This window comes from Panacibacter microcysteis (assembly GCF_015831355.1).
Classification (GTDB): Bacteria; Bacteroidota; Bacteroidia; order Chitinophagales; family Chitinophagaceae; genus Panacibacter; species Panacibacter microcysteis.
Window position 1 is genome coordinate 1,416,866 of record NZ_JADWYR010000002.1, and the last position, 16,111, is coordinate 1,432,976.

11 protein-coding genes are annotated in these 16,111 nt (G+C 44.7%); 2 read left to right on the forward strand and 9 right to left on the reverse strand.

Annotation, left to right across the window (positions count from 1 at the left end):
- Positions 1–35 precede the first annotated feature (35 nt).
- The gene (locus tag I5907_RS17800) at positions 36–1,640 is read left to right on the forward strand and encodes a hypothetical protein (protein ID WP_196992150.1); all 1,605 of its coding nucleotides are present in this window, start codon (positions 36–38) and stop codon (positions 1,638–1,640) included.
- 311 nt (positions 1,641–1,951) lie between these two features.
- Here I5907_RS17800 and I5907_RS17805 read toward each other — a convergent pair whose 3' ends face one another.
- The 8 genes from I5907_RS17805 to I5907_RS17840 form a co-directional block, all read right to left on the reverse strand.
- Complete coding sequence (locus tag I5907_RS17805; RefSeq protein ID WP_196992151.1) at positions 1,952–2,419, reverse strand: nucleoside deaminase; 468 nt, start codon at positions 2,417–2,419, stop codon at positions 1,952–1,954.
- A 194-nt stretch (positions 2,420–2,613) separates the two neighbouring features.
- Positions 2,614–3,681 carry an acyl-CoA dehydrogenase family protein gene (locus I5907_RS17810; RefSeq protein WP_196992152.1) on the reverse strand — a complete coding sequence of 356 codons (1,068 nt, stop codon included), beginning with the start codon at positions 3,679–3,681 and terminating at the stop codon, positions 2,614–2,616.
- Between the two features lie 149 nt (positions 3,682–3,830).
- The gene (locus I5907_RS17815) at positions 3,831–5,213 is read right to left on the reverse strand and encodes a TolC family protein (protein WP_196992153.1); all 1,383 of its coding nucleotides are present in this window, start codon (positions 5,211–5,213) and stop codon (positions 3,831–3,833) included.
- A gap of 135 nt (positions 5,214–5,348) precedes the next feature.
- Positions 5,349–6,698, reverse strand: a complete 1,350-nt coding sequence (locus tag I5907_RS17820; RefSeq protein ID WP_196992154.1) for an HlyD family secretion protein — start codon at positions 6,696–6,698, stop codon at positions 5,349–5,351.
- Between the two features lies 1 nt (position 6,699).
- Entirely contained in the window at positions 6,700–8,403 is a 1,704-nt protein-coding gene (locus tag I5907_RS17825; protein ID WP_196992155.1) for a peptidase domain-containing ABC transporter, read from the reverse strand.
- A gap of 181 nt (positions 8,404–8,584) precedes the next feature.
- Positions 8,585–10,822, reverse strand: coding sequence for a xanthine dehydrogenase family protein molybdopterin-binding subunit (locus tag I5907_RS17830; protein WP_196992156.1), 2,238 nt, complete (start codon positions 10,820–10,822; stop codon positions 8,585–8,587).
- Between the two features lie 190 nt (positions 10,823–11,012).
- On the reverse strand, positions 11,013–12,032 hold the full coding sequence (locus tag I5907_RS17835; RefSeq protein WP_196992157.1) for an FAD binding domain-containing protein: 1,020 nt from the start codon (positions 12,030–12,032) through the stop codon (positions 11,013–11,015).
- Positions 12,025–12,495: a (2Fe-2S)-binding protein gene (locus I5907_RS17840; RefSeq protein WP_196992158.1), complete on the reverse strand. Its 471-nt coding sequence runs from the start codon at positions 12,493–12,495 to the stop codon at positions 12,025–12,027. The genes I5907_RS17835 and I5907_RS17840 overlap by 8 nt, the downstream gene beginning before the upstream one ends.
- 269 nt (positions 12,496–12,764) lie before the next feature.
- Between I5907_RS17840 and I5907_RS17845 the strand changes: the two genes are divergently transcribed.
- Entirely contained in the window at positions 12,765–13,280 is a 516-nt protein-coding gene (locus I5907_RS17845) for a low affinity iron permease family protein (RefSeq protein ID WP_231402153.1), read from the forward strand.
- A gap of 114 nt (positions 13,281–13,394) precedes the next feature.
- On the opposite strand, the gene ligD is transcribed toward I5907_RS17845, so the two are convergent.
- Positions 13,395–16,100 (reverse strand): DNA ligase D, encoded by a 2,706-nt coding sequence (ligD, locus tag I5907_RS17850; protein WP_346266793.1) that lies wholly within the window; start codon positions 16,098–16,100, stop codon positions 13,395–13,397.
- Positions 16,101–16,111: the final 11 nt, after the last annotated feature.

Sequence of the window (16,111 nt, forward strand, 5' to 3'; positions counted from 1 at the left end):
CTGATACTTCTAACAAACCTTTTAACCTCCAAACGATGAAATATTTAGCAATGCTCCCGGTATGTTTATTATCGGTGGTTACGTATGCGCAAAAGCAGAGTACCAAATTTACTTTTAAGCTGGGCGACGAATATGAACTGCCCCGCAAAACAGAAGACCTTGCTTTTTTTGGCAATCAAAAAGATGGTATCGTAAACCTTTCTTTGAAAGATGATGAGCTGTACATTACCCGTTTCGATGCACAGTCATTACATAAAACAGCGGAACAAAAAATTGAACTGCCGGAAGCAACAAAAAATTTCACCAGCGAACTTGTTGTAAATTTCAATGATGATAACTACTACTGGATGCACAGCGACTGGGATAAAAGCAGTGAAACGGAAATGCTGTATTACGACAAGATAGACGTAACCGCAGGTAAAATAAAAGATGCAAACCACAAACTGTTTCAGGCAACGAGGATGGCTGGAACCCTTGTTGGCAATGGCTTATACAGCGCAAAGGTTGTAGGCAAGTACAGGTACAATTATAATGCAGAGCGCAGTAAACTGCTGATCAGCTACCGCCTGTACCCGGAACAAAAAAGTGACAAGAAAAACTTTGACAAAATTGGTCTGCAGGTATTTGATGATAAGATGAATAAACTGTGGGGCGGTGAGTTTACGATGCCTTATACAGAGGCCATCATGGATAATTCAGATTTTTCTCTGGATGCTAAAGGCAACGCTTACATGCTTGCGAAGGTGTACGACAGCGATTCCAGAAGAGAAAGAGACAAAGAAACGGGCAATCCTGCTTACCACTACGAGGTATTGAAATTTACCAAAGAGAGCAAAAAAATCATTTCTGCGAAAATTAACCTTGGCGATAATTATATAAGGGAAGCAACCCTTATAGAAAGCAGTTTGAATGAGATGATCGTTGCCTGCACCTACAGCAAAAAGTCAAAAGGCAATGGTACCGATGGCATCTTTCTCGCATCATTAAACCAGGAAGGAATTCTGGCAAAGTACAGGGAAGGTTATTACGAATTTCCCGGTGAAGAACTGCAGAAGTTTGAAAGTTCAAGAACAAAAAGAAAGATAGAGAACAAAGAAGATTTCGAATTACCCAACCTCAGGGTAAGAAATGTGATAGTTGAAAAAGATGGCAGCGTTTTCTTTGCCTGCGAAGAATACAAACTGGTGGTATCCACATCAAACTTTAATGGTTCTATCCGCACAACCTATACGTATTATTACGAAGATATTTATGCAGCAAAAATAGATGCAGCAGGTAAGTTTTTATGGATGCGCAAGATTCCTAAAAAGCAACGTGGCACTGCCGGCACAGGTACCATGAGCTTTAAACTGATCAGCGATGAAACAGGTTATTATTTTCTTTATCTTGATAACATTCACAACATGAACCTGGCAGAAGATGAAACACCGAAATACCACATTGATGGCGCCGGTGGCCAGGTAATTGTATCTAAGATTACCAGTGATGGCACAACTACAAAAGAACTGTTATTCGATACACGCGATGAAGACATTATGATCTACCCAACTAATTTTTACAAGATCAACGGTAACCAGTTCATCGGCAGGGCAAGAATAAAAAAGAAATTATTTCAACCGGTATTGATTACTTCCAAATAAGCGCAACATAATTTTATAAAAATCAAAATGCAATCTTTAAAGGATTGCATTTTTTTATTTCATAGACTATGCAGTATTGCTACTATTGAGCTTTTGTTGTGTCACTCACTTGTACTGCAACAACTATATTGGGCACTTAATGCGAAGAACCTGCGGACTCAACCGAGGCATATTCCAACTGGTGGCAAAACCATCAACAGGAGCATAACAAATGTCACTGTTGGCATAAAACAATGCCTGCATCATTACACGAAAACTTACACATTTACTAAGCGACTGTGGCTTTTCAATTATTTATTGCAGTCTTACTGTTAACCATTTTGCTTTAAAGCCTTATCAAACACTTTAATAGCAGCCGGGTTTGTTATGCGCTGAAATTTTACTTTACGTTTGGCAACCGGCTTCCTGAGCTCCTGTAAAATCTCTTTGTCTACAAAACCATAATCCATCGATTGTTCTTCTGTGTTGGAAAAATATACAGCCTTAATGCCTGCCCAGTAAATTGCTGCCGTACACATGGGGCAGGGTTCGGCAGAGGAATATATTTCACAGCCCGCAAGATCAATGGTATCAAGGTTTGCACATGCATCGCGTATAGCCATTACCTCCGCATGAGCCGTAGGATCGGTATGTTTCATCACACAATTGCCGGAACTGCCTACTATCTTGCCTTCGCGTACGATTACCGCACCAAACGGCCCGCCTTTTTTTCCATCTGCCGCCTGTTCAGAAAGATCTACCGCCATTTGCATAAACCTTTTTTGGTCTGTTGTTGCCATGTTTCCTGTGTTTACAGGTACATAGTCCAATAACATGCCAGTAGCATATCAATAGCAAACAACAGCACCCAAACATACCCCTGATGCCCGCCAACACGTTGCATACAAAAAATAAAAATAATGAGCCCGGCTGTAGTATTTCAATGAAGCGTTGGTTGCGTTGCACTCTTGTACTTTCGGGAACTTTATGCGGCTTACCCCCTCAATAACACATGCTGGCTGGCGGTATGCATATCCCGCCAAACGCGGTTAATGGTGGTATGCTTTTCTGCAGCAGCCATGCCGCAAAACGGGTATAGCGCTTCCGTTAGTTTTCTTATACCGTTGGCAAGTGCTTTTGCAGACTGGCTTACCTCCGCTAACAGGCTGTCATTGATGGTTCCATCTTTTAGCAGCATCTGCCAGGATGCTTCTGCTGTGTTATAAAAATGGCTGCGCAGTGCTGCCGCCTGTGCGTTTGATGCGTCCAGCATTGTGAGGGCAGGCTCATTACCTTTTACCAGCGCTTCGCATAAATGCAGAAAATGCAAACCCATACCGCACATATTTGCCGCCAGCGTGGCCTCTGCAAATTGCAGGAAAGGGTAACGATACACAGCCTGCGGCATTACCGCGTGTGCGGCATCAATCGTGAAAGCCCTTTCTTTACCCACATGCAGTTGCGCTACACCAAAGCGCTGGCTGCCCGTGGCCACCATGCCCATCATGTGCCAACTTTCGTTAATGGTTACTTCATCCCGCCTGAACCAGAACGAACGCACCTGTGTTTCGGCCCCGTCTTTTACTACACAGTTTGCAGTAAAAAACGTAGCATGTGCAGCGCCGGTTGCGTAATCCCAGCTTCCGGTAACGATATATTCATCACCTGCCACAACAGCTTCACCGGTGGCTTTGCCGCTGCCGGCAAGGCATGCGTATGCACCTGTAAAAATATCCCGGGATATATGCACGGGCAAAAAGCCTGCAAACCAGTTGGCGCCGCTGCAAAGGGTTACCGTCCAGCCAATGCTGCCGTCAATATAAGCCAGTGCTTCCTGTAGTTGTAAACCCTGTGGCAGGGATAGTTCAAGACCGCCAAATATTTTTGGCACAAACATTTTAAACCACTGCTGCGCATAAATAACCTGTAATTGTTCTTCGTGCAGTCTTCCTAACGCTTCCGCCTTGTCACACACAGCACTCAGCCGCGCTGCTAATAAAGTATCGATCATACGTGCAGGATGTTGAGGATGGTATACAGGCGCAACATTGTTTACATGCATCAGCAAAAAGATTTGTACGAAGATAGTTATACCTGTTTGTAAGATGGTGCCATGGAACAGCCGCCATAAGAGTGGAACGTTGAACCGAGCGTGGCAACAGGCGATGCCATACCATACTGCAGCCGGCTACCAACATTGTTGTATGCTTATTATCGAAGCATGCCCGCAGCCCATTGTACCGCATAGTAGGCTTTCTGGTATTTGATGCGCAATTCTGCCAGTTTCTGACCCGTTTCGATCACCTTGTTTTCGCGGCTGTTGATCACAAACAGCGAAGACTCTCCATTGGCAAAGCGTAACTCTTCCTGGCGAAGGAGTAACCTGTAACTGTCAAATGCGCTTTGCGTTATCTGCAGTTGCTTTTGCAATTGTATAAACTGGTTGAAGTATGAGCGGATCTTGTTTTCGATCTCCCACTGTTTGGCAGTGAATGCATAATTGGTGTTTTCTATTTTCAGCTTTGCCTGCTGGTAACTGCCACGGCCCTCACGCAGAAAAAGCGGAAGTTTAAAATCGATACCCCACTTATAATTATTCTGCAGGAAGGCTGCATCAACGCCTTTTAATACGTAATAGTTTTTATTCAGCAGGTTTGCTTTTGCATTGAGTACAGGCAGCAAACTCTGGAACTTAAGTTTACGCTCTACCTGCAGCGATTCCAGTTTAAACTGGTATGTTCTCAGCAGCGGGTGCTGCAGATAGGCATTTGCTATTACAGCCTCTGCATCTACCGGCTCTGCATACGCTGCAAACCTTACTGTATCAGGCTTTGCAGTAGAAGGCAACAGGTAGGCACTATCCCTGTCTATCCATAAATAATTGGAAAGATCGAGTACGGCATCGTTTAGCTTTGCAAGTGCTTCTGTTTGCATCATGGCCACATTCTGTAACTGGGCAAACGCTTCCAGCGTGTCCATTGCCGAGCGGTCGCCATTAACAAAAGAAAGCTTCACCAGCCTGAAACGTTTATTCGATACATCCAGGAAAGTGCTGTATAGATTATATAAACTGTATTGCCCCGCCCACTGCCAGTAACTGGTATAAGCATCAAATAGCAGGTCGTTGATGGCAGCCATTCTTTCCTGCTCGCTCTGGCTGCGTAATATTCTTGCCTGTTGCACGGCAGCCCTGCGTTTATCCATCAGCAGACCTTTTGCCAGTGGTACTTCCACACCAAGATAACTGGTATTGCCACTCGTAACTTCGGGGTTAAGATATGTGCCGCCATTGCTTTCCAACCCTGCCTTTACATCAATACCAACCCATGTTGGCAGTTTAAGCTCAGGATTGGTGTAATAGTAATAGTTCTTGCCATCAAAAGTTTTACGTGAGGCATCCAGCATCACCGCAGGGTCAAATGCACCTTTTGCTGCAAGTAATTCCGCCGCAGCCTGGTCTACCAGTATGTTGGCCTGCTTTGCAACAGGATGATACTGCCTTACCTGTTGAATAAACTCATCTACCGTAAAAAGTGATTGCGCTGTTACGCTTTGTGCAACAAAAAGTACAATGTATAATAACCAACGTTTCATGTGTATTTTTCAATATTGTTATGGGCCGGGCTGCAGGAATGCTATTGATCGCCTGTTGCGTCGCACTCTTGTACTGAAGCATCAACAGCAGCTTTTTCTTCCGCATTTCGTGCCTACGTATAGTGCTGCAGGTAATTATTTTTTACCGGTATTGGCAGTAGTGGCAGGTTTATAGTACTCCGGCGGAAAGCCATTGATGTTACGCCACAACTCGTACCACACAGAAACATTCTTCAATAACGCTATACCATTTGCGCCGCCGCCCATGCGCAATTGTGGTGGCCATGGTTTATCTGCACTGTCTTCCACTACCAGCACCCGGTATTTGCCCTCTGCATTCGTATTGTTCTCCACAGCAGCCACTACGCCACCGAATGTTCCATACGAAGCAGATGGCCAGCCGGAAAAAACAATGGCAGGAAAACCGTCGAAGATAAACCGCACCTTCTGCCCTTTTTCTATCAGCGACTGGTCCATGGGGCTTACAAACATTTCCACAGCATACTGGAAATGATCGGGTACAATTTCCGCGATCAGGTCTCCTTCTTTCACAACCTCGCCTATACCTGCTTTCTTTGTTTGTACTACCTGGCCGCTTTGCGGTGCAAGCACGAAGTACAGTTTATTACGCACATCGTAGCTGGCATAGGTATTTTTTAACTTGGAGATATCTGCCGCCGTAGTTGCCGAGGCAGACAAAGATGCAAACCGGTCTCCTTCCGCCTTTGCCACTTTATCCGTATAATCCTGTACAGTAGCATTTTTTTCTATAGCCAATGTAAGCTGCTCCTGCCGGGATTGCATGAGTTTGTTTTCCGCGTTTATCTTCTTTGCCTGTGCATTTTGATAAGACACTTTTCGCCTTTCAAAATCCACGAGTGAAATTACACCGCTGTCAAGCATCTGCTGGGCAGCATTCAGCTGGCGCTGTGCCACATTCAACTCATTGTTTACCGCAAGTACATCAATACTGTCACTTTGCACCTTCAGTGCCTGCTGCTGCAGTTTTATATTAAGCTGTTGCAGCTTAAGGTCACGTGCCTGCTGCAGGGCATCTACCTGCAACACGGCTGTAGATGCTTTGTTCCGGTAGCTTTCCTCGCTCAGTATTTTTGCATCGATCTGTTCTTTGGTCCTGTCAAGCAACTGCGGGTCAAAATACTCTGCCTTTACCTCACCCAGCTGCAGGATGGTATCACCGGCATTTACGTAGTCGCCTTCTTTTACATACCACTTTACTACCGATCCGGCAATAACGTTATTTACCTGCTGTGGTCTTTGCTCGGGCCGCAGCGTGGTAATATTTCCTTTTGCCTTAATATTCTGCGTCCAGGGTAAAAAAAGTATAATTACCAGCACGCAAAGAATACCCAATGTCCATTTTTTGATGGTGCTTCTCTTATGCACCTGGTACACTTTATCAAAAGAACCATACTGATGCTCAGATGCAAGTATGGCAATATCCTTCTCTAAATATTTAGCCATATTATGCAATTTTATTTTTGATGATCTCCCATGTGCCACGAGCCTGCAGCTGACCTTCGTTCAGGAGTAACACCTCGTCGCAGCAGCCTGCAATCTCGGGATCGTTGGTGGTAATAATAATTGTTGCGTTAGAATCTTCTTTTAAAAAAGACAAAATACCCGGTATGTGCTTCCTGTCGAGGTAGTGGCATGGTTCCTCGAGCAGCAATAGCCGGTGCCTGCCGAGCAATGCCCGCATCAGCAATATGGCCTGTATGTATTTCTTGGGTAGCCGCTTGCCAGCGGGGTCAAGAATATGATCATATCCTTCCTTCTGTGCCTGTACAAACTCATCAAGCCCGGTGATGGCAGCCAGATGGATCACTTCATTGATAGATACATCGGGGTTGCCCATTGTAATATTTTCCAGTAACGAGGCCTTGAATATATCCTGCAGGCTCAGCAATATCCCTGTCTGTCTGCGCAGAGATGCAAGCTCATAATTACCTACCGGCACTTCATCTACCAGCACGGCTCCTTCAAACTTGTTGAAAGCACCGGTCAGCAACCTTAGTACTGTTGATTTCCCGGAACCTGATTCTCCCATTACGGCCACATGTGTTCCCGGCTTTACATCGAAAGAAAGGTTGCGCAATACGTTGTTGTCACTCCCATAATGAAACACAACGTCTTTAAACCTCACCGCAACGCCTTGATTGGTTGTGGGCAATACCACACTGCCATCTTTTTCTATCTCGCTGCCGGTAACTTTACCTAGTTTTTCCAGTGCGGTAAGTACATCATACACTTTGTCGAGGTTTAGAATAAATTTCTCCACTGCGGTGATCACGGTAAGTATTACCAGTTCTGCAGCTACAAACTGGCCCACGTTTAGTTGCTGGTCAATCAGCAGCACCGCACCTACAATCAGCATCGCCGCCGTAATCAGCACTTTAAAAACGATCAGGCTCCAGTATTGCTTTTGTAATATCCTGAAATGTTCGGTACGCGCCTTCAGGTAACCCGATGTAAGCTGGTCCGTTTCCTTCAGGTGAATTTGTGTTCCTTTAGAGTATTTGAAGGTTTTCACCGTACGGGCAATTTCTTCTATCCATCCGGCAACGCTAAACTTGAAATCGCTGGCCAGCACATTTGTTTCCATGCCTTTTACCGAAGTAAAACGCAATATCAGTATCAGCACAAGGAACAGTGCAATACCAAAAACAATAAAAACGGGGTGATAAAAAGAGAGTAAGATCAATCCAAACAATAACTGGATAGTGGCGGTAGGAATATCAATCAGCAGCTTGCCTATACCTTTCTGCAGGGAAACAGTGTCAAAAAAACGGTTTACCAGTTCAGGCAGGTAGTAGCTGTCCATTTTTTGCACGTTAATTTTGGGCAGCCTGTCCGTAAACTCAAATGCATAACGAACAAAAATCTTCTGCTCAATTTTTTCCACTACCTGCATTTGTTTTACCTGTAACAATCCGGTAAAAAAGACGCCCACTACAACAAAACAGATGAGCACTACCATGGAGGTTGAAATAGAACCAGCCAGTACGAAACTTATAATTGTCTGAATACCAAGCGGCACAGAGAGCGCCAGCAACCCGCTGAAGATTGCATAAGCATAAATTGCGTAGAAATCTTTCTTGTCTGCTTTTAAAAATGAAAAAAAACGCGATAAAGCCCTTCCAAGAACATTGGTGCCCAAGTCTGCCATGTAAAAGAATGTTGAATGATTAAAGGTTATTAATCTTAGCTGCAATAAACAAACTCTTTTAGAAAATTGTTCATATTGCAGATAATATAATTGTAAAAAAAATCTTAATACCTTCTAATAATCATTCAGAAACCACTACTTATAACCAAACCAGGGCTTTATTTCTAATCACATTCTAATCTCAGAGAAGTTTATCAAAGTGTATGGGCAGATCATTGATCCGTTTTCCGGTAGCGTGAAAGATAGCATTGGCAATTGCGGCAGGCACAGCTACCAGCCCTATCTCCCCTACGCCCTTTACGCCCAGTTCGTTGATCAGGTTGTCTTCCTCATCAGCAAAAATTACCTCCAGGTCATTAATATCAGCGTGTACTGGTATATGATATTCGGCCAGGTTGGTATTAATGTATTTTGCCGCTTTTTTGTCAGTAACCGTTTCCTCCATCAGCGCTTTACTTATACCCCATACCATAGACCCAAGTATCTGGCTGCGCGCCGTTTTTGGGTTAATAATCCTGCCCGCTGCAACGGCACTTACTGCTCTGGTTACGGTAACTGTCTTTAACTCTTTGTCCACCTCCACCTCTACAAATACGGCACTGTGCGTGGCCTTGCTAAACTTTCGTAGTTTAAACGCATGAGGAGCACCCATGCCTGTCGCTTTCACCGCACGTCCTTTGTTTAGCGCGATAACATCTGCAAAAGACAAATAAATGCTTTCATCTTCCTTCAGGCAGATCCTGCTGTCTTTGAAAATGACATCTTCGGTTTTAGCCTTACCAAAAGTGGTGTTGCCTGCCTGCTTTATTTGTTTGAGTATTTTCTTCTTCAGTTCATTGGCTGCCACCACTATACCGGAACTTGTTGAGGCAGTCACCGAAGAACCACCCTGGAACATGGAAAAAGGATAGCTGCTGTTGCCATAGTTGAAGATGATATCCTCCATAGGCAGGCCAAATACATCAGCCGCAATCTGCGTCATAATGGTATAGGTACCCGTACCAATATCTGTAACCGCATTATTGATCTCAATTTTACCTTCGGTAGTAAGCATGGCTGCCACCCTCGATGGAAACTGGAACGCATCCCATATACCGGTTGCCATTCCATAACCCACCAATTTGTTTCCTCTTGTCATGCTGCCGGGCTGCGGGTTTCGCCTGTCCCAGCCAAAATGAGCGGCAGCTTTGGTATAGCATTCCTTTAATGCTTTGCTGGTATAACGCTTACCGGTTGACGGATCTGCCGCTGCATAATTTTTAAGTCTTAATGCAACCGGGTCCATATCAAGTTTATACGCCAGTTCATCCATCATACACTCTATTGCATGCATTCCGGTGCTGCCACCTGGCGCACGCATATCCAGCGGCGTTGGTACATCGAGCGGAACAAGTTTGTATTCAAACAGTGTATTGGGACAAGGATATAATTTGTGGCTCCATGAAGAAACTGTTTCTGTATAATCTTCGTACTGAGATGTTTCAGAAACGGTTGAGTGGTTCATCGCCATCATAATGCCTTCTTCTGTTGTGCCAAAACGCAGCGACTGTATGCTTTGCGGCCTGTGTGCAAACGCAAACATTTGTTTTCTTTCCAGCACCACACGCACATTACGCTTCATATGCAACGATGCCATCACACACAAAAAAAGCTGGTACTGCGGCCGTAGCCCTGCGCCAAAACCTCCGCCAACAAATGGCGCCAGTACTTTCACGTCTTTGAACTTCAGGCCAAATATGTTGGCTACAAAAACCTGGCTGTTGATCGTGCCCTGTGTTTTGTCATAGATCGTCAGCTTTCCTTTGCCTTCATACACCGTCGTAGTAGCAAACAACTCCATCGGGTTGTGATGCTCTGTTCCATGTGTATAAACTGCTGACGCTTTTACCGGCGCACTTTCGAAGGCCGCCTCAAAATCCCCGGTGGGCGGCGGTGGTGGCGGTTTTAAAGCTGTTGCCAGTCCTTTTTTTGGTTCTCTCGCTTTTGTGGTATGGTCGGGCAGGTATGTATCTGCATGTACTGATTCATAATCGATTTTTACAAGGGTCGATGCGTACCGTGCAGTTTCATAATCGTTGGCCAGCACCAATGCTACAGGCTGCCCGAAAAAATGAACGGTTGTATCGCGTAACGGTTTTAATACCATACCGGGCGGCGCATCCATGTCTGCATATTGAATATCAAACCACGCAAGCTTTGTGCGGTTGTTGTGTGTTAATATTTCCACTACTCCGTCAACAGCCATCGCCTTGTCTATATCAATATTTGTAATGGTACCTTTAGCTATTGTACTGCATACTACGTAACCATATAGCAGGTCGGGCACTTCATATTCTGCGGCATATTTTGCGGTACCTGTTACTTTCTGTTTTCCTTCGAGCCTGCTTACAGGCTGCCCGGTAAATGATGCTTTGGTCATAAGTGCTCGATATATTTACTAACTCAAAAATCAGTGTATGAAAAAATATTGTTTTGCCGGCTGTAGTGCTAATGGCATCGCCTGTTGTGTCACTCACTTGTACGACAGATCACAATGCAACAACGAAACTCCATGGCCTGGTTCGTAGATAAGATAATCTTTGTGTTACTACCTGCAAGGCTTATAGTTATTATAATGATGGTTGTGCGCCCGGCAACTGGCTCTCAGGCTCCAGGGCCATCAATCCACAACGAATAACAGCACGCTTTGCAAGCTCTATTTTAAAATGGTTGTGTTCAAAGCCCTGCGCCCCTGCCAAAATAATATCTGCCGCATCAGCAAAACTGGCAGCATCTGCGCTTTTACCTTTCAGCATTTCCTCTGCTTCTTTTATGCGCCATGGTTTGTGCGCCACGCCGCCAAGTGCTATCCTTGCTTCCGTTATATGGTTTTCATCAAGTTCCAGTGCAATGGCTACAGATACCAACGCAAATGCGTAGGAATGCCTGTCGCGCAACTTCAGGTAAGCATAATTTTTTGCAAAGCCTTTTGCAGGCAACTCTATACCTGTTATCACTTCTCCGTATTTCAGATTATTGTCTATCTCCGGCGTATCGCCCGGCAAGCGGTGAAAATCTTCAAAGCCTATGCTGCGGTTACCTGTAAGACCAGAAACATGCACTGTTGCATCCAAAGCGGCTAACGCCACACACATATCCGATGGAAACACTGCAATACATTGTTCACTGGCACCCAGTATGGCGTGAATGCGGTTGTAGCCTTCTCTGGCCGGGCAACCAGATCCAGGGAGCCGTTTGTTGCATGGTGAATTGGAGTCATAAAAATAATAGCAACGTGTACGCTGTAAAAGGTTGCCGCCATTGGTGGCCATATTACGGATCTGCGGCGAAGCACCTGCCAAAATCCCCCTGGACAACAATGGATAACGGCCCTCTATCACAGGATGGTAAGCCGTTTCCGCGTTCGTCATTAAAGCGCTCAGTAAAACGCTTCCATCTTCGTTTTCCTTTATCCCTTTTTCTCCTGAAATACCATTAAGATCAATCATCACAGACGGATGCAGGAGATCGTATTTCCAGAGGTCTATAATGTTGGTACCGCCGGCCACATAAACTGCCCCGTCTGTAGTATTGCTTTTATCAAAAGCTTCATCTGCTGTTGCAGGGTGCAGGTAATCAAAATTATTCATTGGTTCCTCCATCTTTTACTTCCATGATTGCATCTATAATACCTACGTTTGCCCCACAGCGGCACAGGTTGCCGCTCATGAGTTCTTTTACTTCCGTACGGGTGTTTGCCCGTCCTTCCTGTAGCAACCCTACTGCACTACATATCTGCCCCGGCGTACAATAACCGCACTGGAACGCATCATGTTTAATGAACGCTTCCTGCAGCGGGTGCAGCACATCTCCTTCTGCCAAACCTTCTATAGTTATAATAGCTGAATTGTCTTTCATTACTGCAAGAGTAAGGCAACTTAAAATGCGTTTACCATCGCATAAAACCGTGCAGGCCCCACACTGCCCGTGATCGCAGCCCTTTTTAGTACCTGTTAGTTTTAATCTTTCGCGTAGTGCATCGAGTAAGGATACCCATGGCAACACAGACAGCTCGTGTGCTGTATGATTAACTGTTAAATGAATAGTAGGCATAAAATAATTTAGAAGAGGAATACTCTCCCACCACTATAATATCATGCCATGTATAACAGCGTGTGTTTCATAAAAAATTAAAATGCAGTTTTACGCAAGTACGAAAAAAATGACGCTAACTGTTGCATCTTTTCGCCATTTACGTTTATGGCACAGCCTGCTTCCCGCAAAACGGCTAGCTAAACCGACGATCTGTTAAATACCGTACGACACACATGTTTACTTATGGTATACAAATTGAATGCATTCTTTAAACAATCATTGAGATCATGAAGAGCATAAACCATATACCGCAGCAAAAACCATTGATGGAAAAGTTTGCGGGCTACGCAGCCAATATTACCGGGAGCACCACTGCCATTGTTATTGCATTCGTTATCATTCTTGCGTGGGCATGCGCCGGCCCTTTCTTTCATTATTCTGAAACATGGCAACTGGTAATAAATACGGGCACTACCATCATTACATTTTTGATGGTGTTCCTTATACAAAAGTCGCAAAACAAAGAATCGCTGGCCGTGCAGCTAAAGCTTAACGAGATTATTGCCGCACAGGAACGCGCAAGCAACAGGCTGATAGATGTAGAGGGCCTTACAGAAGATGAGTTGAAGACGATTCACCAGTATTATTGTGCGCTGAAGCAGAAAGCTGAACTCGAAGATTCACTCCAGGAATCTCACTCGATTGAAGATGCGGAGATTAACCACGAGTTTAAACAGGAACAAAGCCTGCACAAAAGAAAAAATAAGAAAGCAAATACACAGCAGCATCGCAAAGGCGCATGACCGTGCAATATCGACGTGGCTGTTCACTGCTGAGCAGCGCTACCAGGCGTACAAGTGAGTGACACAACCACAGCTTCATTGAAATACCGCTGCCGGTTACATTATCTTTTATATTTACCCGTTTTCTTCAAACTGTAGCAGCAGCTTGTCCAGAGCTTTCTGCATATCGATGCCTTTGCCCAGCACCTTTTTGAAAATGTCACCTTCATGCTTTAAACGATCCATCATATTGGCGATAGTAAAGGACCTCATTTGCAATCCCTTTTTTACTTCTTCCCAATGTAACGGTGCCGAGACTGTGCCGCCTGGCTTGGGTCTTGCGGAATAAGGTGCTGCAAGGGTAGCCTGTGGCCTGTTCTGCAGGAAATCCAAATACAGCTTGCCTTTGCGCAGCCTGGTAGCACGTTCAATACTCGTAAAACGAGGCAACTGTGCATGCACCAGTTTAACAATTACCCGGGCAAATTCTTTTGATTGCTCATAGGTATATTTTGCACCGAGCGGAATATAAATATGCATGCCCGTTGAGCCGGAAGTCTTTACATAGGATGTAATGTTGGCGCTGTCTAACACCTGCTTTGTAACAAGCGCCGCTTCTATCACCTGCTCAAAAGGATTGTTATCAGGATCAAGGTCAATGATACACCAGTCAGGCTCGTTGGGCTTTTGTACGCGACTACTCCACGGGTTGATCTCAATGCAACCAAGCGATGCCATGTACAAAAGGTCTTCTTCATTTGTACAGACCAGGTATTCCTTGTCTTTGTTGTCGGCATCGCTTCGATAAGGAAATGTTTCCAGCCATTCCGGGGCCTTGCCCGTTACATCTTTCTGGTAAAAACTTTTACCATCAATACCGTTTGGATGCCGGTTTAACGATTGTGGCCGGTCTTTTAAATAAGGTAGCATATATGGCGCCACCTGGTAGTAATAATTGATAAGGTCGCGTTTTGTGTATTTTTCTTTGGGCCAAAAAATCTTTGACAAATTGGTGAACTTCAATTCATGTTTATTGATCACCCGAACCTGGGTCTCGTCCGTGGGATTCAATAACGTTTTACGCTTGCCTGCAGCAACAGGTTTGATCATTTTTTGTTTGTCAATTACAGATGATGCTGCTGTAAGCCGTTTTGCAGGCAAAGGTTTTTCCTCTTTTACGTCGGCAGCTTTCTTATCATCCCGCATACCTTCAAATGATGGATGACGCATTACGCCATCACCGGTGATTTCTGTATACGAAACCTCACAAACCAATGCAGGCTTAAGCCACGTAACAGATGCCTTCGGCGGGTGAGGCCTGAAGCGGCTGGGTTTGTTTACATCGGGCTCGGTATCAAAAGGGCTCGTTTTCCTTATGAGCGGCTTAAATGTTTTCATCATCTGCTGCTGCATTTGTTCATTGAAACCCGTACCTATCTTGCCGGTGTAATGAAGCGTTCCATCCCTGAACACACCAACCAATAAAGCACTGAATAATTTCGAACTGTCTTCATTGTTTGTATAGCCACCAATCACCACTTCATGCCTTGCCTGCACTTTTATTTTTAACCATTCCCTCGATCTTGCACCGGGTGCATACAAAGACTCCTTTTTCTTGGCTATAATACCCTCCAGGTGCATTTTCGAAGCAGCATCAAAAAATTCGATACCAGACGTTTCGAATGCGTTGCTTATCCTGATGCTTTCATTTTCGGTAATGGTCTCCATTAACTTTTGCCTGCGCACTGTAAGCGGCAACTGCAGCAACTCTTCGCCATTGAGCCACAATATGTCAAACACGTAAAACAATAAAGTGCCATCTGCTTCGCTGCGCCAGTTTTGCAAATCACCAAATTTCGAAATACCTTCTTCACCGGCTACAATTACTTCCCCATCGAGCACAGCATTGACCTTCAGTTGACCAAGCGCCGTGTGCAACGGATAAAATTTTTCGTTGAATGACTTGTTGTTTCTCGATTTCAATTCCACCGAGCCATCGTTCACATAAGCAATACACCTGTAACCATCCCACTTTATTTCGTAAATCCATCCCGGTTCATCAAAAGGTTTGTCTGTCAACGTTGCAAGCATCGGCTCTATGTTTACAGGTACTGAAAAAGCAGCCTTTTTAGCCGGCTTTTCCTGTAACTTCTTCGGTTTGTCTTTTACAGTCGTTCCGGGATCAATCGTTTTCCTGCTGTATACTTTTCCAGGATTTTTTTCTATCTGCAGGAGTGTTTTGCCAGATACAACAGATTTATCTTTCCTTGTAATATCTGTATCTTTTGCGTACTTGTCTTTTGCCTTCATCAGCAGCCAGCTGTTTTCTCCCTGGTAAGCAGATTTAACCAGTGCATACTCGCCTTTCAGTTTTTTGCCGTGCATTATAAAGACCAGCTTACCCTTGCGCAACTGCTGCAGCAGGTCTTTTTCCGCTTCCTTTTTTGTAGCGTGCTTCGTCATTGGCTCGTAAGTGCCTTCATCCCACACCATTACGGTTCCGCCACCATACTGGCCCTTTGGTATAATACCTTCAAAGTCCTTGTAATCGTACGGGTGATCCTCCACCATCATCGCCAGCCTTTTCACTGAGGGGTCAACAGACGGGCCTTTCGGAACAGCCCAGCTTTTTAAAACGCCATCCATTTCCAGGCGAAAATCATAATGCAGGTGCGTTGCATCATGCTTTTGTATTACAAATTTCAATGTAACGTTTTCGGGTTTGCCACCTTTTGGCTCCGGCGTTACTTTAAAAGAACGCTTTTTCCGGTATTGCGCAAGACTCATAAGTATTATTTGGTCAGCAGCATTACTACTATCGCCTGCTGTTGTGTCACTCACTTGTACGTTCA